We start from the raw sequence: 20,860 nt of genomic DNA on the forward strand, positions 1-20,860 counted from the left end.
TTGATGCTGAATGGCATTGGGCGCGGAGTTTTTATTTGGATTTTTTGACCACTTTATTCGCCAATACTTTTAACCGGTCTTTTATAGCAGTCACGGCTAATGCACGGTTATCTGCGAGATAACGGTCCTTGGCGGCAGGAGCTGAACTTTGAATGGCAATCAGAGACCAATTATCGCCCTTTTTCAAGAGTAAAGGAGATCCACTATCTCCGGGGAGCGTGTCACACTGATGGGAAAGTACGCCTTGCTGCGCCCAGCCGGTAACCAGACAATTCTCATGGCTGTAGAGCGAATCTAAGTGATCAAGAGGATAACCTGCTTGCGTTATTTTACGGTTATTTTGTTTCAGCACCTGTGTCAGCTCATTTGCGGCACCACTCCACAGTGGCAACGGTTTTATTGGGATTGGTTTGGTATTAGTTAATCGAATAAGTGCAAAATCATATGCTGCAGCAGCAGGCGGCACTATCCAGCCTTCACCATCCGGTTTCAGTTTCTTGCCTAACTTAGCTTCAACCAGTGTTTCTAAGTCAGTCACTTGATATTTCCAATGGCCATTATGCGAAACAAACCTCAGGGCTACCGCATGATCAATTTTACCCGGAGGCGTCAGAACACAGTGGCCGGCAGTGAGCGCTAGGTGAGGGGATATTAAGGTTGCGGTACAAAGGTTGCCGCTGGCGGTCTCAACCTGTCCTATGGCTTGCCATGGCCAGTCAGCACTATCGGATACCGCGGTGCGATCATCTTTACCAAAAAACAGTGTAGTTTGATCAGCAATACTGTTGTCAGCATTTGGTGTGTCAGTCTGCGAAAGGGCAAGAGCGCTAGAAAGAGGGAATAGACTCAATAGTAATAATGAAGATAAACGCATAAATAGTTAACCTTGCCTTTATTTACTGACCAAGAGGTTATTTATGAACATACCCAATAACGACGAATTAAATGACTCATCACGAGTTCTACTATTGCTAACTATAGACATTATTAGTCAGAGGGTATGTTGTCAGTAATTGATATTTCAATAATTTTTACGCGACTTAAGCCGCTTGCTCTATAAATAAAAAAATAATGTGATCAGACCGCAAATAACCAATGTACCTAGAGTTATTTCGAATAAATAACGGCGCAGCATTTTCAGCACTCCTGATAAAAAACACCCGGTAAACCGGGTGTTGAGTCAATCAGCTGTTACAGTCAATCGTGGAGAGCTGGCTTCAGCTTTATCGCGTTAAATGCTACTGCTATTTTACGGCAGGTACGGCTGCCGGAGCCGATTTGCTGTGTGTCGCTTTTTTATGGTGTTTATGGGCGGCTTGAGCTTTCTGTACTGGTGCCGCTTTATCCATTTTTTTCATCGAATCGGATTTCATCGATTTTTTAGCTTTTTTATGGTGCATAGTTTTAGCTGGTGCACTGTGGGCTGCTGGCGCAGATGCCATTGGTGCGGCAGGTGGTGCAACGGTATCTGCGGCGAATGCGACAGAAGAGATCCCCAAAGTTGCAGCAACAATCAGAGCTAATACTGTTTTCATGATTTATTCCTCAGTGTTCTGTTTGTCAATCGGCCCCGTTGGGTCGTTGTAAAAAGAGTAGAGGAAATGATAAATGTCTTCCGTGAGTCATTGGTTTCGGCTTGTAACCGATTGTACAGAGTTGATTGCTATCAGTAATCGACGGCTCAAGTGATCAATGCGACTTGTCAAAAACCTATTTTTAGTTACAACATACAGTAGTATTTATGCCAACAAGGTGCTCTCTATCATTACGTGCAAAGCTGAAATTAAACTGACATTTTGGCTTACTAGCAAAATACTGCCACTCAAGGCGAGGGCAGCATTTTACATTGTACTTTGGGCTGAGATGAATATTACAGATAACGTTGTTCTAGATGCTGGCGGAAAAAGCGCGGATTAAGCGGTTCTCCCGTCGCTTTGGTGATCAACTCCGCAGTCGAATAACGGCTGCCATGTTGCCAGATATTTTGCTGCAACCAAGTGAATAGGGCACTCAGGTCGCCGTTGGCAATATTCTTGTCTAATTCTGGGATGGCGTTACGAGCCGTTTGGAAGAGTTGGGCTGCGTACATGGCACCTAATGTATAGGTTGGGAAATAGCCAAAAGCACCATCTGTCCAGTGAATGTCTTGCATACATCCATTACGATAATTACCTTCGGTGTTAATTCCGAGGTATTGCTGCATTTTTTCATTCCAGAGGGTAGGAATATCATCGACTTCAATCTCGCCACTTATTAACGCTTTTTCAATCTCATAGCGCAAAATGACGTGAGCAGGGTAACTGACCTCATCAGCATCAACTCGAATAAAGCCGGTTTTAACACGTTGATTTAACGCAATGAAATTATTTTCCTCGAAGGCTGCCTGCTCCCCAAATTGGTGTATAACTTGCGGCCGAATGACGTGCAAAAATTCTTTACTGCGCGCTAATTGCATCTCAAACAATAAACTTTGTGATTCGTGAATGGCCGTTGAGCGTGCATGCGATATTGGTTGACCCAACCATTCACGCGGTAAGTTTTGTTCATAACGAGCATGCCCAGTTTCATGCACAATGCCCATTAATGAGCTGAGAAATTCTTGCTCATTATAGCGGGTTGTGATGCGTACATCTTGAGGCACACCGCCGCAGAATGGATGAACACTGACATCAACACGCCCGCCGTCAAAATCAAAGCCCAGCACTTTCATGACACTCAAACCTAATTGACGCTGTTTTTCTACATCAAATGGCCCTTGTGGTATGAGGCAAGGCTCGTTCGCTTGTTTGGTGGTCACTTTTTGCAGCAATGTAGGTAGCCATTGTTTGAGGTCACCAAAAATACGATCCAGATCGGCGCTGTTTGTCCCCGGCTCGTATAAGTTGAGCAAGGCGTCATAGCGGGAGGTACCTGCCGCTCGAGCACGAATTGATGCTTCTTCGCGACTGAGTTTGACCACTTCTCGCAGATTTTCTGCAAATCCGTTCCAGTCATTGGCGATACGTTGTTGACGCCAGGCATGCTCGCATTTGGCTCCAGCAAGTGATTTAGCCTCAACCAACGCTTCTGGTAGCAACACCGAATTATTGTAATGACGACGCATTTCGCGCAAATTCGCCAGCTCAATCTCGTTGAGACTTTCTTGCTCGGCTTGTGTGAGCCATTCACCCACCTGTTTAGCCGTTAGAATCTGATGTTGTAGTACATTCAGTTCAGCCATGGCCTCGGAACGCGCAAGGTTCCCTTTTGCTGGCATCATGGTCTGCATATCCCATCCCGCAATAGCGGATAAATGCTCGAAGCGAGAAAGGCGAGTGAAGGTGGTGCGCAGGTGCTGATAGGCAGTCGTCATAGAACACTCCATAAAATCTGATATGCCAACGTGTTTTTATTGGTGGCTGTTTATAGGACTAGATTATTTGGCACTATCTGGGTCAGTGGATACCACATAAAGCGTTTTTACTGGCCAACAAAATCGGAAGCTGGCTCCTCCCAGTGAACTGGCATCGACAGAGATACTCCCTTGATATGCCTGTGCGATGGAGTGAACAATCGCTAATCCCAAGCCGCATCCCCCTGTTGCACGATCTCGGCTGGGATCAAGGCGCACAAAGGGTTCAAAAATACGGGTTCGCTCATCCAATGGAATGCCTGGGCCGTCATCTTCAACTTGCAAACACGCATTATCACCATCGAACCACAACCCGATACGCAGCCGTTTAGTGGAATAACGTAGCGCATTGTTGACCAGGTTATCCAAAACTCGTTCCATTAAACGCAAGTCAACAGCGCCAAAATCTCCGCGATGAGGGATATCAAGTTCAATCTCACGCTCACTATGAATCAAGCGCATATCCATAACTTTCGTGGTTAACCAACCCGGTAGATCTATGGGTTCCAGATTAAGGGAAACCTGCGGGCGATCCAGACGAGCATAGGTGAGAAGTTCGTCAATCAAGGCTTCTAACTGACCAATATCATGATTTAACGCTTGTTGTTCACTTTCTGTCAGATTATCGCTCATGGCTAAACGATAACGTAAGCGAACTAGTGGGGTCCGCAACTCATGAGCAATGCCGTCAATAAGGAGTTTTTTGCTAACAATCAATGTGCTGATGTTGTCAGCCATCTGATTAAAGGCGACTCCCAAGCGGCTCAAACTGGATGTAGGATCAAAATGTGTTCGCTCATCAAGGTGCCCAGCCCCTAGGCGTTGGGCTGCATTTTCCAACTTAAGCAAATCTTTCCAATGAGGGCGCATCCAGAGAAATACAGGTAAAGCCAAAGACATACCAATCAGAATGAGTAAGGCCAGATCAAGCAAACGCATTTGATGTAGATAAAACAGATAGGGGACCGGACCGACAGCAAGAACATAGTGACTACGCGGTATCCGTTGCAGGAAGGTGTATTCATCATCTAAAGCGATAATTTCACCTGCTCGCAGGCGTTTATTTAATCGCTCACCAAGGTCTCGTTTATCTAGTGGCTCAATATGCAATTGAAAAGAAAGATTTAAATCTAATGTGGCAATGGTTTTGTTCCAGTCCTTTAGCGGGATTTCACGTAGCTCGCTGCGCATGAGAGATAGCGAACTTTTCATTAAGTCATCTAATGACTGTCGGCCTGCACGTTCGGCTGTGACTTTATAAACCAGTCCGACCAACATCGCCATTACCAAAAAGCAGACGAATAGCAATAGGAAAAACTGAATAAATAGTTTCCTCATTGCTGCACAAACTCCCAAGCATTGGGCGCAAATAGATAGCCTTTATTGCGTACTGTCTTGATACGGAAAGGCTCGAGGGCATTGTCATAGAGTTTGCGGCGCAAGCGCGAAATTGCGACATCGATACTGCGGTCCATCCCGTCATAACTGACACCACGCAAGTTTTTTAATAGCGCTTCTCGATCCATAATGACTCCAGCATGTGTTGCCAGTTCCCACAGCAGATCGAAATCTGAAGTTGATAAGGTAATCTCTTCATCACTTAGATTAACTTGTCGATTAACTGGGTCGATGCACAGTAAGCCAAAATGAATTGCGTTATGACCTGTGAGTGGGGGGCTGATGGTTTCTTTGGTCTGCTGTTGATTATGTTGACGTAGATGTAAACGCAAACGCGCTAACAATACCGCCGGCGGGGTGGTTTTCAGGATATAGTCGTTCGCGCCCATCTCTAAAGAGAGAATATGGTTCATATCACTGTCTAGAGAAGTTAACAGCACGATCGGGCCTTCATAGCGGGGCCGCAGATCACGACAAAGCGTCATCCCATCTTTTCCCGGCAGCATGATATCAAGCAACACTAAGTCAGGTTGCTGATGTTCAATAACAGCTTGCGCGGTATCACCACGTGGCTCAACAAACACATCAATGTCATGTTTGCCAAGATAGGCTGCTATCAGTTTCCCGACCTCCGGGTCGTCTTCAACAAAAACAATTTTGGTCATGTTTTTCAGTTTTTAAAAATGCCGGAATTCAGCATAGCGCGCTGTTGTCAGCAATACTATGCATGTTACTTATTCTGTTTGTCATTAATGCCAATGACTGATTGCTAGACAACGGGCAAATTATTTCATTATATTAATGAAAGTGATTATATCGTCATCTCTATTTAGTTGCGTCCATCGTTTATATATCAATATCTGTGGTTAATGAATAGCTGTATCGATCAACTGAGGACTGAGGGATGAGTGGCGAACACATTGGTGTGCCAGCACAGAGCGAAAAAGTCTGCTTCGATTACACGGAATTTCTGGCCGCGTCGTGCAAAAAGCGGTGGAGTTTTCTTGATGCCATTTATGGTGTTATGCCCATTTTTGGTATGGTTGTAAAAACACAGGCTGAATTAGAGAACACCCCCCAAGAGCGGCTTACTGCCTTGGCATTACAGGTATTATCCACTCAGCTCAGTGACGAAACGAATATTATTCGATTGATTAAATTGGCCGAGCAACAGGGGATAACTGCGTTAGATATTCAGCTACCTTATCCTTTGGAAACGGCACAGCTTGGTGAGATTAAGCAAAGATTTCCGCTTTCAATGGGATTAAGTCAGAAGGGCGAATGTTTATCTGTAGATATATTAGGCACGGAAAACCATGAGCTATTTTAAGACCATGCTCGTATGGGCAAACAGGTTTAACCGGCCTGCCCATGAGAATTATTAACATCAACGCGCCAGGGCACTCAATGCATAACGAGCCAAGTTGCTGGAATGGTAGCCATTAATACCAGACAGATTGCCGCACGTTCCACAGTATTGAGTAATCGAAGCCCTTCATGCCCTTTTCGTGCATAAATAAACACCAATAAACCCGGCGCATATAAGAGGGCAGATAACAGCAAATACAGCAAGCCGGCGGCATAAATCAGCCACAAGCCATATAGACAAGCTCCACTCGCCGCCACAATTAACCGCCAGTCCTGACGTTTTATCGCTACCTTGAATAAGAATGCGCCAACCAAAAAGTAAGGCACTAGAATCATTTCAGATGCAATTGTGAGCAACGTATTGTAGTTGCTGCCTGTTAGCCAGATAAGAATCAGTGCCACTTGTACGGCGCTGTTTGTCAGCCACAGTGATTTTGCTGGGGAATTGTGCTTATTTTGCTGTCGGAACATTTTAGGAAATGCACCATGGTTCGCGGCAACCATCGGGACTTCAGCGGCCATAATGGTCCAGCTAAGATATGCACCACAAACAGAAATAATCAGCCCAGTAGCAATAATCACTTCACCCCAAGGCCCGATCATCTCAACCATAATGCCAGCCATCGATGGGTTACGCATGTCGGCCAATTCGGCACGGGGTACCACACCGAGCGACAATAATGTAATCAATAGATAAACGCACAAAGCAGAAACCACCGCCAGCATGGTGGCCCGACCAACATCTTTTTTATTGCGTGCTCTAGCAGAAACTACCACCGCCCCCTCAACACCAATAAAGACCCAAAGAGTGATAAGCATCGTGTCTTTTACTTGCTGCCAAACCGGGGTGTGCAGAGCGATACCAGTGAAATCAAAACGGAAAGTGTCGAGGCTGAAAGCAAGCCCCGCCAGAACAATAAAACCGCCAATGGGGAGCAGTTTTGCCAGCGTTGCGGCCAGATTAATGCTGGCGGCAGTCTGTACGCCACGCAATACTAGGCAATGCACTAACCACAGCAGAAAAGAGGCACCCAGTAGCGCCTGCCAAGTATTACCTTCGCCAAAGATAATGCTGCCCGATTTATCGGTAAAGAAGCTCAATGCGGCGAACACAATCACTAAATAAGAGACATTGGCAATCACGGCGCACAACCAGTAGCCCCAGGCGGAGAAAAACCCGATGAGATCACCAAATCCCTCTTTGGCATAGGTGAATATCCCACCATCTAGATCCGGGCGTAGACGGGTTAGTAGTAACATCGCAAACGCCAGGAAAATAATCCCCACGCCGGTAATACTCCAGCCAATAAGTAATGCCGCCGGGCTGGCAACTTCAGCCATATTTTGCGGCAAGCTGAAGACACCTGCGCCTAGCATTGAGCTAAGAACCAGCGCAGTTAGCGCAGTCAGGCCGAGTTTTCTTTCCAATTGTGAATCCTGGTTTTTAGAATATTAATGAGTGGCTACTGGCTATTAAGCAGCATTATATGAGGCTAATTCATCGAGAATTGACAGATAATAGCCCTAAAATTTTCGGGAGATTTTACGGAGTGAGGGGCAATCATGCAATGATTGGTTATGCGATTTAGATAAAAAATTATTCAATCAGTATGAGTAAAAGGATGTTGTAATGAGGGTCAATAACAAAAGGGCAGCTCATGGCTGCCCTTACGCTGAATATTTAAACAATCTTATTTGAACAGATCTGCGCTAACACTCAAGTTACCGCCACTTTTGTTCTGCCATTGGCGAGTCACATGGTAATACTTCGCACCTTTCGCCGCGGCACGTTTAGCGACTTCGTGAGAAACGTCCGTCATGCTGTTGTAGTGACCAGTAAAGCTAATAGAATCGAACGGCACCATCTGTGCAGCCGTGGTGTTATTCAATTCCTGAATTTGAGTACCATCAGGCAGAGTTACAGTGTAACGCTTACCTGTTGATGATTGGGTCTCAAAGAAACGGCCAACATCAGCACTTGGTGTGCCGGAAGAAGCAACACCTGGAATTTCTACGTTAGCCGCGGCTGCGCCACCGGCGGCAAGAGCCGCACGACCTGCATCAGAATCAGCAGGGATAACATCTGGGCTTTGTACTACACGTTTAGCGGCGTCTTCTTTATAGATATAAGCCGTCACAAACTGATTGCCACCTTGGTTTGCATCTACCTGACGAACGATGAAGAAAGAGTATGCACCTTTCTCTTTGGCCGCTTTGGAGATAGCTTCACTGATATCAGGCTGGCTACGGAAGAAACCACTGACAGACACGGTGTCATAAGGTTGCAGGGTGTAGGCTTCAGTCTTAGGTAATTCTTTAACACCATTAAAGACGCGATACTGGGTATCTTTGCTCACTTCCGGTGCATCATTATGATAAACATCGGCCGTTACACGCCAGTTGCCGCCATTGTTGTTGCTGTTGATATCTTGGATATAGAAGGAGTCGGCGCCTAATTTGTCAGCACGGCGGGATACCGCATCAGCTGCTTCATTGATTGCATTAAACCGGCCAGTAATAGTAATGCGATCAAAGGGCTTGATGGCTGCTGCTTGCTCTGGTGCGAGTTCTTTTGCCGCTTGTGCAGCAGAAAGCGCGGTGAGTGATAGCAATGCCGATGCGATGATCGTGTATTTCAGCTTCATAAAAAATCCTTTCGCCTTGCGCATTAACGTTGATACGTGCGGAACAATTGATGTGTAACAGACTAGCAGATGATTATTACATGTAATAATGGCGAGTGTCTCCGCAATTTATATGACTTAGCATGTGAATTATGAAGTTTAGCCTAGAGTTACTTTACATTAAGAATGGTAATAAGCTTTACGAATAATAGCTTTAACGTCATAAGTGCGGATTATTTACATTTTGCTAACCTGAAACCGCGCCGTTACTGAGTTGCGTGATTTTGATAACGCTCATTATTTTGGCGCAAAGTTGCAGGACAAGCCGCTAGTAAATAATATTTTTATAGTGAATTATACAGAGTTCTTTCCGCTTGCCAGTTTTAGTGCAAAAACTGCATTTGCAGCACACACAGATATGGATCATCGGTCACATTTTCAGTAGGTTATAGGGAGCTATAGCGAAGCAGGTTTTGCCCGTGGCTCGGTAGAACCGAGACTCACCCTAGAATAATTGAAATTGTAGGGTATATAGGCAGGATGACAATACTCATCATCAAAGACAGGTAAAAAGGGAACATTATGCGTATTGGTGTACCAAGAGAGCGGTTGGCCAATGAAGCCCGTGTTGCAGCAACGCCGAAAACGGTGGAACAATTGCTGAAATTAGGCTTCACCGTGGCGATTGAAAGCGGAGCTGGCCATTTAGCCAGTTTTGACGATGCGGCGTACCAGGAAGCGGGTGCCACCATTACGGATACCACCGATGTGTGGCAATCCGATCTTATTCTCAAAGTGAATTCCCCCCTTGAGGATGAAATTGCTCTGATGCGTGCGGGGAGCACTTTAGTCAGCTTTATCTGGCCGGCTCAGAACCCTGAATTACTGCAAAAGCTGGCAGAGCGTCAAGTCACTGTATTAGCAATGGATTCTGTACCACGTATCTCGCGTGCGCAATCCATGGATGCACTTAGCTCAATGGCTAACATTGCAGGTTATCGCGCCATTGTTGAAGCCGCACATGAATTTGGCCGTTTCTTCACCGGGCAAATTACTGCCGCAGGTAAAGTGCCACCGGCAAAAGTGGTGATCATCGGGGCTGGTGTCGCCGGGCTGGCTGCCATCGGTGCCGCGGGGAGTCTAGGGGCGATTGTTCGTGCTTTTGACACCCGTCCGGAAGTAAAAGAACAAGTCCAAAGTATGGGCGCTGAATTCCTTGAACTCGATTTTGAAGAGGAAGCAGGCAGCGGTGATGGCTACGCAAAAGTGATGTCTGAAGCTTTCATCAAAGCCGAGATGGAACTGTTTGCAGCGCAAGCGGCTGAAGTCGATATTATCGTCACAACGGCATTGATTCCTGGCAAACCTGCGCCACGTTTGATCACCAAAGAGATGGTGGCATCAATGAAATCAGGTAGCGTGATTGTCGATTTAGCCGCGCAAACCGGAGGGAACTGTGAACTCACCGTTGCTGATAAAGTCACAGTCACAGAGAATGGCGTGAAAATCATCGGCTACACTGACTTACCAAGCCGTTTACCAACTCAATCCTCCCAGCTTTATGGTACGAACCTGGTTAACTTGCTGAAATTACTCTGCAAAGAGAAAAATGGCGAGATTGATATTGATTTCGAAGATACCGTGATTCGTGGCGTTACCGTAGTGAAAACCGGTGAAATTACTTGGCCTGCACCACCTATTCAAGTATCAGCACAACCTCAAGCGGCTAAAGCTGCACCACTGGTGAAAGAAGAGGCTAAACCATCATCGCCGTGGCCGAAATATATCATTATGGCACTGGCGATTGTGTTGTTTGGTTGGTTAGCGAATGTTGCTCCGAAAGAGTTTTTATCCCACTTTACGGTTTTTGCATTGGCGTGTGTGGTTGGATACTACGTCGTGTGGAATGTCAGTCATGCACTGCATACCCCTTTGATGTCAGTAACTAACGCCATTTCAGGTATTATTGTGGTTGGTGCATTGTTGCAGATTGGTCATGGCGGCTGGGTGAGCTTCTTATCCTTTATTGCCGTGCTGATCGCCAGTATCAACATTTTTGGTGGCTTTACCGTCACCCAGCGCATGCTGAAAATGTTCCGTAAAAATTAAGCTTATATAAAACTAGGTTTATATAAAAATGTTGATAAAAACAATGTCATACAAAAATGAAGGGGTAACTGATGTCTAGTGGTCTCGTTACAGCTGCGTACATAGTTGCTGCGATTTTATTTATTTTCAGTTTGGCTGGGCTGTCGCGCCACGAAACATCCAAACAAGGTAATACTTTCGGTATCACCGGTATGGCCATCGCACTTATTGCGACCATTCTGGGGCCTGACTCAGGTAACGTTGCCTGGATTATCATTGCCATGGTGATTGGTGGGGCAATTGGTATTTATCTGGCGAAGAAAGTCGAAATGACTGAAATGCCAGAGTTGGTGGCGATTCTGCACAGCTTCGTGGGCTTGGCGGCAGTCCTGGTTGGCTTTAACAGCTATCTGGATCATGGCTCTGAAGTCATGGATGCCGTGATGGTGAATATCCACCTGACAGAGGTGTTCCTCGGTATCTTTATCGGTGCGGTAACATTTACTGGCTCTATTGTTGCCTTCGGTAAATTACGCGGAATTATTTCATCCAAGCCGCTGATGTTGCCACAACGCCATAAGTTGAATTTGGTCGCGCTGATTGTTTCATTCCTGCTGATGATTCTGTTCGTCAAAACCGACAGCGTGGCCCTTCAAGTGGTCGCACTGTTATTGATGACGTTAATTGCGCTGGGCTTCGGCTGGCATCTGGTGGCGTCTATTGGCGGTGCAGACATGCCGGTTGTGGTTTCGATGCTGAACTCATACTCTGGTTGGGCTGCAGCCGCCGCTGGTTTTATGTTGAGCAACGACCTGTTGATCGTCACCGGGGCATTAGTCGGTTCTTCCGGTGCCATTCTGTCGTACATCATGTGTAAAGCGATGAACCGCTCATTTATCAGCGTTATCGCTGGCGGCTTTGGTACTGACGGTTCTTCTACCGGTGATGCTGAAGAGATGGGTGAATACCGCGAAACTACTGCGGAGGAAGTGGCCGAGCTGTTGAAAAACTCAAGTTCAGTTATTATCACCCCTGGCTATGGTATGGCGGTAGCGCAAGCACAGTATCCGGTGGCGGAAATCACTGCAAAATTACAAGCTCGTGGGGTCAAAGTTCGCTTTGGTATTCACCCGGTAGCGGGGCGCTTGCCTGGTCATATGAACGTGTTATTGGCTGAAGCAAAAGTACCCTACGACGTGGTGCTGGAAATGGACGAAATCAATGATGATTTCCCAAGTACTGATGTCGTGTTGGTGATTGGTGCCAACGATACTGTCAACCCAGCCGCGCTTGAAGATCCGCGTAGCCCGATTGCAGGGATGCCAGTGTTGGAAGTGTGGAAAGCGCAAAGCGTTATCGCTTTTAAACGCTCAATGAACACCGGCTATGCTGGCGTGCAGAATCCGTTATTCTTCAAAGACAATACTCAGATGTTGTTTGGCGATGCGAAAGATAGCGTTGAAGCTATTTTACGCGCGTTGTAATCGTTAACGCGATAACTGAAAAGGGCCACTGATGTGGCCCTTCTTTTTTGGAGTAAACATGAACATCAAGTGAAAGGGCGGTTACTCTACATCCTCTTGATCTTCATCACTTTCAATTGGACATGTGAATCCTTCCGGCTTAATTGCCAACAAATCACATTTTAGATGGTCGATCACATGTTCTGTCGTGTTACCAATAAAGGCGGCAGATAATCCAGTGCGGCCCAATGTCCCCAGAACCACCACTCCCGCACGTAAGTGCTCAGCCAGATCGGGAATAACCTCTTCAGGTAACCCTTTCTCCACATGGGTGAATTTTTCATCAATACCAAACTGCTGACGTAATGCTTTCATGGCCACCAAATGCTGACCACGAATAGCATCGTTATAAACGCTCGGGTCAAAATCAGGCAATTCAATGGCGATATTAATCGGAGTTACTGGATAGGCGCTAATCAAGTGAACTTGAGTTTGGTTAACATGTTCGGCCAACTCTTGGGTTTCTTTCACTAGGCGTAAATTAAGTGGGTCATGTAATGGGTCTTCGCTAGAGAGGTTGACTGCGACCAATGCTGTCCCGCCCTCCGGCCAAGGTTGGTCTTTAACCATCCAAACCGGGCACGGACATTTACGTAATAGATGCCAATCAGTTGGTGTGAAAATAATAGATTCTAGACGATCGTGTTGATGTGCCATTTTCAGCAGCAAATCGTGCTTGAACTTCAACACTTCCTGAATAATAGCTTCGTAGGGTTTGTTGTGCCACACCACTTTTATTTCTATAGGGACGCCAGCATCAAGGTAAAACCGACACTGTTCGCCTATCCATGCTGAACGCTGGCTGATAACCCCTTTGCGCATAGCCGTACGCTCATCAGGAGATAGCAGGGTGGTCATGTCATAGGACAAGTCATAAATAGCTAAAAATGCTTTAATTGTGCCGCCATTGCGCTGCACAAGATAAACTGCACGTCTTAATGCAGGCTGATCATCCTGATTGGGGTCAATAGCCACCAGAATATTCTGATACTTTGCCATAGAGTCTCCTTACAACCGTGAATTAACAGTATGTTAGTTAAAGAGTAAACCATGAAAGTCAAAGAGGACAGGGAGAGCGCTAATCAGACCAATAAATAAGAGTTATCCTCTGAAGTATTTACTGGTCTGATATTCGGTTTAAAGACTGGGTCTTGGATTACCCGCTAGCTGTGCCAGCGCTTCGGTATTCTCGATAGTGATATACTTGCCTTTCACACTCAGAATATCGCTTTTCTGGAAACGGCCCAATAGGCGGCTAATGGTTTCTACTGTTAGACCTAAATAATTGCCGATATCGCCGCGCGTCATAGTTAGACGAAACTCGCGTGGGGAGAAACCACGCTGTGCAAAGCGGCGGGAAAGATTATAAATAAAGGCAGCCAGACGCTCTTCTGCATTCTTTTTAGAAAGCAGTAAGATCATGTCTTGATCACCTTTTATCTCGCCACTCATTAATCGCATCATCTGCTGGCGCAGATTTGGCATTTTGCCAGATAAGTCATCCAGTGTGTCAAACGGGATTTCGCACACCATGGATGTTTCCAAGGCTTGCGCAAAACTTGGGTGTTGTAAATTACTGATAGCATCAAAGCCGACTAAGTCGCCAGCCAAATGAAAACCGGTAATCTGCTCATCACCTTCTTCGGTAATGGTATAACTTTTAATGGTCCCGGAACGGATGGCATACAGGGATTTAAGTTCATCACCTGCTTTAAACAGCGCCTGTCCTTTCTGAATAGGTTTTTTCCTTTCAATGATATTGTCGAGCTGGTCCAGCTCATTTTCATTTAAGGTAAACGGAATACAGAGCTGGCTAATACTGCAATCCTGACAGTGAATTGCACAACCACCAGACTGGATACGTCGGATTACGCGTTTTTCCGGGATCATAGGGTATTCCCATTAATATTGATATGCGTCAATTTTAACATCTTTTCTTGCTTCTGATAAGAGTAAGAATAGTTAGCGTGCTAAAAGATAACCCTCGTGCATTAATAGCCACCGTTTTCGCTCTACACCACCAGCATAACCCGTCAATGCGCCTTGCTGGCCAATCACCCTGTGACAGGGGACAACAATAGAAATTGGGTTTAAGCCATTCGCCATCCCAACCGCTCGCGAAGCAGTTGGACGATGAATACGTTTTGCTAACTCGCCATAGGTAATCGTCTGACCGCAAGGGATTTTTCGCAGTTGCTCCCAGACCTGACGCTGAAAATCAGTGCCGGCAGTCTTCACTGGCAACGTGTCAATAATACTAAGCTCACCGGCAAAATAGCGTTGCATACTTTCACTTAACCCACCGGGATTACGTTTTTCAACCAACGTAAAGCTATTTTTGCCGTAATGATTGTGCAGTAATTTCATCAGACGGTCGTAATGATCGGTCCAATCAATAGCGCGTAGCCGGTGCTCCTCATCTGCAATTAGCAACAGTTCACCTTGCGGGGTTGCCATCCTATCAATCAAAAACGTTTCCATAAGTTTCCGCTACCTTGCTGCCATTGGTTGATGAAAAGAGAGGTTGATGAAAATTTTAGCGGTAATTATTGCATGAAAGATAGCATCGATAGATCACAATCCCGGTATGAAAGCAAAAAACTGTTCTTATTGCGGCATCAATCGCATAACGCAGAGCGTTTAGTTATAAGGTTGAGGTGGGCGAAGCGGGTATTAGCCGCTAGGATGAGAGTTTGTTAAACAGACTTCATAGACAGTATTGTTTGTGAAACCCACTCCTAATCAGGTGCTCAATTCATGTCGAATACGATTTCGTATCCTTTATTACGCGATGGCGATCCTCAGGCTGCCGTCATTGAAAACCCCGAGAGTTGCTCACCTTTTATTCTGCTAGCTGACCATGCAGGGCAACGTATCCCAACTCAGCTAGGCGATTTGGGTTTACCCGCAGGAGAGATTGACCGTCATATTGGTTGGGATATTGGATCATTAGCGACTGCGCAGTTACTCAGTCAGTATCTTGATGCGACATTAATTCACCAACGTTATTCGCGTTTAGTTATTGATTGTAACCGCACACCGGGTATTGCCAGTTCTATCCCCGAAATCTCGGAACATACACGAATTGTACGCAATATAGGTGTTACCGTAGAAGAAGCACAAGCCCGTCGAATTGAAGTCTTCCAGCCATATCATGATTTGATTACACAGACACTTGATAGACGCCGTGATAGCGGTCAGCCCAGTGTTATTATCTCCATGCACAGTTTTACACCATCATTTAAAAACAGTGACCGCCCTTGGCAAATTGGCACTTTATTTAACCGCAATCCAGATTTTGCTTTGCAATTAGTTGCATTGTTACAACAAGATAGTTCATTGCATGTCGGTATTAATGAACCTTATGCGATGACGGATGCCACCGATTTTACGTTGCCATTCCACGCCGAACAGCGGCAATTGCCCTATGTGGGGATTGAAATTCGCCAAGATCTTATTACTGAGCACGATGGTCAGAAAGCGTGGGCTCGCCGTCTAGCACAATTGTTACCGCAAGTTTTAGCGAATATTGGGTACTCAAAATAAATGGCTGGCTCATTTATTTCCCCGGAAATATCTGTTTTGTGCTAATCATCAAGCTGGATTTATGACGGGTAACCATTAATTCGTTATTATCGATCTTAATCGTCATGTTTAGTTTATAACACTCATAATAGTAAGGTTGATAATCACGTGGAATCCAAACCTGCGCGTATCCTGATTAGTGCCTGTCTCATGGGGAAACCCGTCCGTTATAATGGCAGAGCTCTGTCTGTCCATGATGAAATTATCCAGCGTTGGCAGGATGAAGGGCGGCTAGTGTTGGCTTGTCCTGAATTAGCAGCAGGAATGCCTGTACCACGTCCCCCGGCTGAAATTCAACAGGGCAATGGTGAAGCTGTGTTGCAAGGCCAGGCGCGGGTGATTGAACAGTGGGGCAATGATGTTAGCCGGGAGTTTCTACAAGGCGCTTATCAAGCATTAGACGTTGCACAAAAACACCACTGTCTCTTGGCCGTGTTGACTGAAGGTAGTCCATCGTGTGGCAGTAGTCGCATTTATGATGGCCATTTTAGTGGAACGCAACGCACTGGTCCGGGGGTAACTACTGCATTATTACGCCGCCACGGAATCATGGTTTTCAGCCATCTTCAACTTGAACAGGCTGATGATTTTTTGCGAAGCCGTTCACAAATCAAGGTCGAAAATTAATCAAATGTCATAAAATCACGCTATACTGTATAAATGAACAGTATCTGTAACATCGTATCTTTAGTCACTTAATTTTTATTGAAACCATTAAGTCGAGGTCGCGATATGACATTCAAGATAGTTGAAAAACAACCGCAGCAGATCGTCAGCATCCGGGTCGTAGGCCCGTATCATGAGACTATTCCCCGGGGCTTTGAGCAACTTTCATCACTTTATACGCAGCACCAAATTCCAGGTAAAGATTGGCTAGCACTTTACTGGGATAACCCAGATACCAACCCTCCGGCTCAATTGCGAGCTGATGTCTCATTGTCCGTCGCTGATGATTATGTCTTGCCCGCACAACTCAGTGGTCAACTACAATTACAAGTGATCCCCGGTGGTTTATATGCCGTGTATCACACCCGAGTAATAGATGATGATTACGCTAAAGCATGGGGTGAATTATATAACCAGCATCTGCCCCAAAGTGGGTATCGGTCAGTTGAAGGTGCGTGTTATGAGGTTTACCTCAATGACGGCATGACTGATGGCTATTTTGATATTGATATTTATCAGTCAGTCGAGAAAGCACAATAATACATCACGGCAGTCAGGTTAATCCGTTCGGCTGCCATGATTTAAACCACAATCAATTTGTATATGACAGGTCGAGGCATTCATATCTCGGTCACAAGAAACAATTGCTTTAACCAGTCACTGAAAATACGTACTCGTGGTGAAAGTTGGCGGCTATGAGGATATAGAAAAGAGACTGGCATGGGAGGTGGAGCATATTCTGGCAATATCTCAACCAACGTACCAGCCATTAAGTCTGGCTCAAGGTGATAGCGCGGTACTTGGATAATCCCAAGCCCTAGCCGGGCAGCAGCCACGAAACTTTCTGCGCCACTGACTGATAGCACTGTCGGTAACTTTACTTGATGAACTTCAGGTGTTGAGTGAGTTATCGAGAGCTGAAGCGAATGATCTTTTTCGGCGACAGGCAGCATTATAGCGCCAGTTACAAACTCTAACGGCATCAAACTGCCTGTTGCGCTGGAGCGAAAACCAACCATCTGATGCCCGGCAAGTTCATTCAGCGTATTGGGTGTGCCATGCTGTTGCAAATAACGTGGTGCAGCACAGGTGACTTGCGGCAATAGGGCCACTCGGCGGGCAACCATATCGCTGTCTTGTAAGTTGCCGACACGTAACACCCCGTCAATACCTTCGCGAATTAAATCAACCAGTCGGTCACCTTCACTGATAAATAATTCAATATCCGGGTATCGAGCAATAAAATCAGGTAATTGTGGCAGAACAAAATGGCGCGCCAGAGTCCCTTGTACATCTATTCTCAGCAAACCTCGAGGCTTCGCATTGGCAAAGGCCATTTCAGCATCTTCAATATCAGCAATAATTCGCAGGCAGCGCTGATAGTAAGCTTCCCCATCCAGTGTTGGGCTGACATGCCGGGTTGTTCGTTGCAATAGGCGGACATTTAAGCGTTTTTCAAGTTGTTTTACTGCGTCTGTCACTGTAGATCGTGGCAAATTTAAATCTTGGGCTGTTTGGGTAAAACTGCGCTGCTCTACTATTCTGATAAACACGCGCATTGCCTCTATTCTGTCCACTTTATTGTTCGCTTTATTCGGATAGTGTTATCGAATAATAGTGGATTATCCGAATAGACAAAAGTGGCATTCTTTGTTGACTCATGTCATTGGCAATAACTCTCTTTCAGGCGCACTGCCAACGAACGTGGATGAACAATTAAACTCACTTTTAGGGGAAGATTATGACGAATACAACTCAGCCCGTCGCCATTATCACGGGGGCCTCTCGAGGGATTGGCGCTGCAATCGCAGAGCGTTTAGCACAAGATGGCTTTGCTGTGCTTATAAATTATTCACGAGCTGACGATGAAGCCGAGGCATTGGTGCGCAAAATTCAACAAGCGGGAGGATATGCACTGGCAGCAAAAGGGGATATCAGTGACTCTGCCGCGGTGGCGCAACTATTTGCTAAAGCAGAAACGGCTTTTGGTGGGGTTGATGTCTTAGTCAATAATGCCGGAATTATGTCTCTCAGTACAATTGCTGATAGTGATGATGAACACTTTGATCACCTCATTGCGATTAATTTAAAAGGAAGTTTTAACGGGATGCGTGAAGCCGCGAAACGGCTCAGAGAGGGAGGGCACATTGTTAATTTCTCAACCAGTGTGGTGGGTTTGAAACTGGAAAAATATGCGGTTTATGCCGCCACTAAAGCGGCGGTTGAAACGATGACGGCCATTCTGGCTAAAGAGTTACGAGGCCGAAATATTACGGTCAATGCGGTAGCTCCTGGGCCAACAGCTACGGATCTATTCTTGGATGGTAAATCGCCAGAACTGATTGAAAAAATGGCTAAAATGGCACCATTAGAAAGATTAGGAACCCCAGAAGATATCGCCGCAGCAGTGGCATTTTTGGTTGGCAAGGATGGCCGTTGGATCAATGGGCAAGTTTTGCGTGCCAATGGGGGGCTAATTTAACGCTACTTTGTCGTTTGGCAGCGAAAGGGCTGAGAATAATCTTGAAAGATAAGGGTTAATAATTCATTGCGATTGTCATAAAAGCGTCATTCGCCTGTTCTAGTATCCGTTGTAACCAATAAATACAAATTGTATTACTGTTTTACAACAAGGAATTCTACTCATGCAGAATCGCGTATCCACTTTGTCCGGCATAGCCTTATCCGCCTTGATCTTAAGCAGTTCAATATTCGTGCCTAATGCGGTTGCCGCCGCCACAGGTTTATATGATCGCAGTGCTCACGGCGATGTCACGCAATTTGGCGGAGCTCGCCGTTTGACGAGTGATCAAACTCAGGCACTTCGCGACTCGTTATCCAATAAGACGGTAAAAAATGTCATTTTACTGATTGGCGACGGTATGGGTGATTCAGAAATTACCTCAGCACGTAATTATGCGATGGGGGCGGGCGGATTCTTCAAAGGCATTGATGCTCTACCACTCACTGGACAATACACTCACTATTCATTAGATAAAAAAACACAGAAACCCGATTATGTCACTGACTCGGCTGCTTCAGCGACGGCTTGGTCTTCCGGTGTCAAAACCTATAATGGCGCGCTGGGTGTTGATGTTTTTGGTAAAGATCACGTCACTATTTTAGAGCTAGCTAAAAAAGCAGGTAAAGCGACTGGAAATGTGTCAACGGCTGAATTACAAGATGCCACACCAGCGGCACAGTTTGCGCATGTCACAGGGCGTAAATGCTACGGTCCAGAAGAAACCAGTGAAAAATGCGGTACTAATGCGCTGGAAAACGGCGGCCGAGGTTCTATTACTGAGCAAATGATTGAAGGACGCGCTGATGTCACCTTAGGCGGTGGCTCAAAATCATTCAGCCAACTCGCTAAAGCCGGTGAATGGAAAGATAAATCCTTGCGTGATCAAGCTGTAGCACGCGGTTATGTGATTGTTGAAAATCTTAATGACTTGAACGCAATCAACCAAGCAGACCAACAAAAACCGCTATTAGGGCTATTTAGCTCAGGTAATATGCCTGTGCGTTGGCAGGGGCCAAAAGCCTCTTACCACGGCAATGTTGATAAACCGCCTGTCGTTTGTGAAAACAATGCTGAACGTACTAAAGATATTCCAACACTGGCGGTCATGACGGAAAAAGCCATTGATTTGCTCAAAACCAATAAAAATGGTTTCTTCTTGCAAGTCGAGGGAGCATCCATTGATAAGCAAGATCACGCCGCTAACCCGTGTGGCCAATTTGGCGAAACAGTTGATCTAGACGAAGCAGTACAAAAAGCATTGGAATTCGCCCGTGCAGATGGCAACACTTTAGTTATCGTAACGGCAGACCATGCACATTCCAGCCAAATTATCGAAGCCGATGCGAAAGCACCCGGCCTGACTCAGGCATTAACGACAAAAGATGGTGCGGTAATGGCTATCAGTTACGGTAATTCTGAAGATGATTCTCAAGGCCATACTGGTACACAGCTGCGTATAGCCGCTTACGGGCCACATGCGGCAAATGTTGTGGGTTTAACAGATCAAACGGACCTGTTCTTTACCATGCGTGATGCTATGGCGATTAAATAATATGGCGATTAAATAAGTTTCCTCACTTTCTGCAGAATCATCCCGGTGCTGTCTTGGCCGGGATTTTTATTGCTGTTGTCCCATCAACATTCCTTTTCCCGTCGATATCCTCCATTCACATTATCGCTGCTTACCAGTTGT

General features: G+C 45.8%; 19 protein-coding genes. 8 read left to right on the forward strand and 11 right to left on the reverse strand.

The genetic code is table 11. The features are described 5' to 3' along the window. Window positions 1–31 precede the first annotated feature (31 nt). From ACIOG0_RS10930 to rstA, 5 genes are all read right to left on the reverse strand, one after another. Window positions 32–874, reverse strand: a complete 843-nt coding sequence (locus ACIOG0_RS10930) for a serine protease (RefSeq protein WP_050097639.1) — start codon at window positions 872–874, stop codon at window positions 32–34. Between the two features lie 370 nt (window positions 875–1,244). Next, complete coding sequence (asr, locus tag ACIOG0_RS10935; protein ID WP_050097640.1) at window positions 1,245–1,535, reverse strand: acid resistance repetitive basic protein Asr; 291 nt, start codon at window positions 1,533–1,535, stop codon at window positions 1,245–1,247. A gap of 335 nt (window positions 1,536–1,870) precedes the next feature. Then, window positions 1,871–3,352 carry a carboxypeptidase M32 gene (locus ACIOG0_RS10940; protein ID WP_186372044.1) on the reverse strand — a complete coding sequence of 494 codons (1,482 nt, stop codon included), beginning with the start codon at window positions 3,350–3,352 and terminating at the stop codon, window positions 1,871–1,873. A gap of 63 nt (window positions 3,353–3,415) precedes the next feature. Then, window positions 3,416–4,729 (reverse strand): two-component system sensor histidine kinase RstB, encoded by a 1,314-nt coding sequence (gene rstB / locus ACIOG0_RS10945; RefSeq protein WP_050097642.1) that lies wholly within the window; start codon window positions 4,727–4,729, stop codon window positions 3,416–3,418. Further along, the gene (rstA, locus tag ACIOG0_RS10950; RefSeq protein ID WP_050097643.1) at window positions 4,726–5,454 is read right to left on the reverse strand and encodes a two-component system response regulator RstA; all 729 of its coding nucleotides are present in this window, start codon (window positions 5,452–5,454) and stop codon (window positions 4,726–4,728) included. Before rstA ends, rstB begins: the two co-directional genes overlap by 4 nt. A gap of 239 nt (window positions 5,455–5,693) precedes the next feature. Here rstA and ACIOG0_RS10955 point away from each other — a divergent pair, with 239 nt between their 5' ends. Then, window positions 5,694–6,119 (forward strand): hypothetical protein, encoded by a 426-nt coding sequence (locus tag ACIOG0_RS10955; RefSeq protein WP_050139555.1) that lies wholly within the window; start codon window positions 5,694–5,696, stop codon window positions 6,117–6,119. A 74-nt stretch (window positions 6,120–6,193) separates the two neighbouring features. Here ACIOG0_RS10955 and ACIOG0_RS10960 read toward each other — a convergent pair whose 3' ends face one another. Together ACIOG0_RS10960 and ydgH are read right to left on the reverse strand one after the other, a co-directional pair. Continuing rightward, complete coding sequence (locus tag ACIOG0_RS10960) at window positions 6,194–7,585, reverse strand: amino acid permease (protein ID WP_128451682.1); 1,392 nt, start codon at window positions 7,583–7,585, stop codon at window positions 6,194–6,196. A 263-nt stretch (window positions 7,586–7,848) separates the two neighbouring features. Further along, window positions 7,849–8,802, reverse strand: coding sequence for a DUF1471 family protein YdgH (ydgH, locus tag ACIOG0_RS10965; RefSeq protein WP_050097646.1), 954 nt, complete (start codon window positions 8,800–8,802; stop codon window positions 7,849–7,851). 561 nt (window positions 8,803–9,363) lie between these two features. Here ydgH and pntA point away from each other — a divergent pair. Together pntA and pntB are read left to right on the forward strand one after the other, a co-directional pair. Then, complete coding sequence (pntA, locus tag ACIOG0_RS10970) at window positions 9,364–10,890, forward strand: Re/Si-specific NAD(P)(+) transhydrogenase subunit alpha (RefSeq protein WP_050097648.1); 1,527 nt, start codon at window positions 9,364–9,366, stop codon at window positions 10,888–10,890. Window positions 10,891–10,961: 71 nt separating this feature from the next. After that, window positions 10,962–12,353 (forward strand): Re/Si-specific NAD(P)(+) transhydrogenase subunit beta, encoded by a 1,392-nt coding sequence (gene pntB, locus ACIOG0_RS10975; RefSeq protein WP_050139554.1) that lies wholly within the window; start codon window positions 10,962–10,964, stop codon window positions 12,351–12,353. A gap of 81 nt (window positions 12,354–12,434) precedes the next feature. On the opposite strand, the gene uspE is transcribed toward pntB, so the two are convergent. The 3 genes from uspE to ogt form a co-directional block, all read right to left on the reverse strand. Then, on the reverse strand, window positions 12,435–13,391 hold the full coding sequence (gene uspE / locus ACIOG0_RS10980; protein ID WP_050097650.1) for a universal stress protein UspE: 957 nt from the start codon (window positions 13,389–13,391) through the stop codon (window positions 12,435–12,437). A 138-nt stretch (window positions 13,392–13,529) separates the two neighbouring features. Beyond that, the gene (locus ACIOG0_RS10985) at window positions 13,530–14,282 is read right to left on the reverse strand and encodes an FNR family transcription factor (protein WP_050097651.1); all 753 of its coding nucleotides are present in this window, start codon (window positions 14,280–14,282) and stop codon (window positions 13,530–13,532) included. Window positions 14,283–14,354: 72 nt separating this feature from the next. Next, the gene (gene ogt, locus ACIOG0_RS10990) at window positions 14,355–14,873 is read right to left on the reverse strand and encodes a methylated-DNA--[protein]-cysteine S-methyltransferase (protein WP_050139552.1); all 519 of its coding nucleotides are present in this window, start codon (window positions 14,871–14,873) and stop codon (window positions 14,355–14,357) included. 276 nt (window positions 14,874–15,149) lie between these two features. Here ogt and ACIOG0_RS10995 point away from each other — a divergent pair, with 276 nt between their 5' ends. From ACIOG0_RS10995 to sbmC, 3 genes are all read left to right on the forward strand, one after another. Next, window positions 15,150–15,938 carry an N-formylglutamate amidohydrolase gene (locus ACIOG0_RS10995; protein WP_050097652.1) on the forward strand — a complete coding sequence of 263 codons (789 nt, stop codon included), beginning with the start codon at window positions 15,150–15,152 and terminating at the stop codon, window positions 15,936–15,938. A gap of 147 nt (window positions 15,939–16,085) precedes the next feature. Continuing rightward, window positions 16,086–16,604 carry a DUF523 domain-containing protein gene (locus tag ACIOG0_RS11000; RefSeq protein ID WP_050097653.1) on the forward strand — a complete coding sequence of 173 codons (519 nt, stop codon included), beginning with the start codon at window positions 16,086–16,088 and terminating at the stop codon, window positions 16,602–16,604. Between the two features lie 105 nt (window positions 16,605–16,709). Continuing rightward, on the forward strand, window positions 16,710–17,183 hold the full coding sequence (gene sbmC, locus ACIOG0_RS11005) for a DNA gyrase inhibitor SbmC (protein WP_050139550.1): 474 nt from the start codon (window positions 16,710–16,712) through the stop codon (window positions 17,181–17,183). A gap of 80 nt (window positions 17,184–17,263) precedes the next feature. On the opposite strand, the gene ACIOG0_RS11010 is transcribed toward sbmC, so the two are convergent. After that, the gene (locus ACIOG0_RS11010; protein WP_128451681.1) at window positions 17,264–18,220 is read right to left on the reverse strand and encodes a LysR family transcriptional regulator; all 957 of its coding nucleotides are present in this window, start codon (window positions 18,218–18,220) and stop codon (window positions 17,264–17,266) included. Between the two features lie 164 nt (window positions 18,221–18,384). On the opposite strand from ACIOG0_RS11010, the gene ACIOG0_RS11015 reads away from it, so the two are divergent. Together ACIOG0_RS11015 and phoA are read left to right on the forward strand one after the other, a co-directional pair. After that, window positions 18,385–19,125, forward strand: coding sequence for an SDR family oxidoreductase (locus ACIOG0_RS11015; protein ID WP_050097656.1), 741 nt, complete (start codon window positions 18,385–18,387; stop codon window positions 19,123–19,125). 163 nt (window positions 19,126–19,288) lie between these two features. Then, window positions 19,289–20,719: an alkaline phosphatase gene (phoA, locus tag ACIOG0_RS11020; protein ID WP_050097657.1), complete on the forward strand. Its 1,431-nt coding sequence runs from the start codon at window positions 19,289–19,291 to the stop codon at window positions 20,717–20,719. Window positions 20,720–20,860 lie beyond the last annotated feature (141 nt).

The organism is Yersinia vastinensis, assembly GCF_044905075.1.
Taxonomy (GTDB): domain Bacteria; phylum Pseudomonadota; class Gammaproteobacteria; order Enterobacterales; family Enterobacteriaceae; genus Yersinia; species Yersinia vastinensis.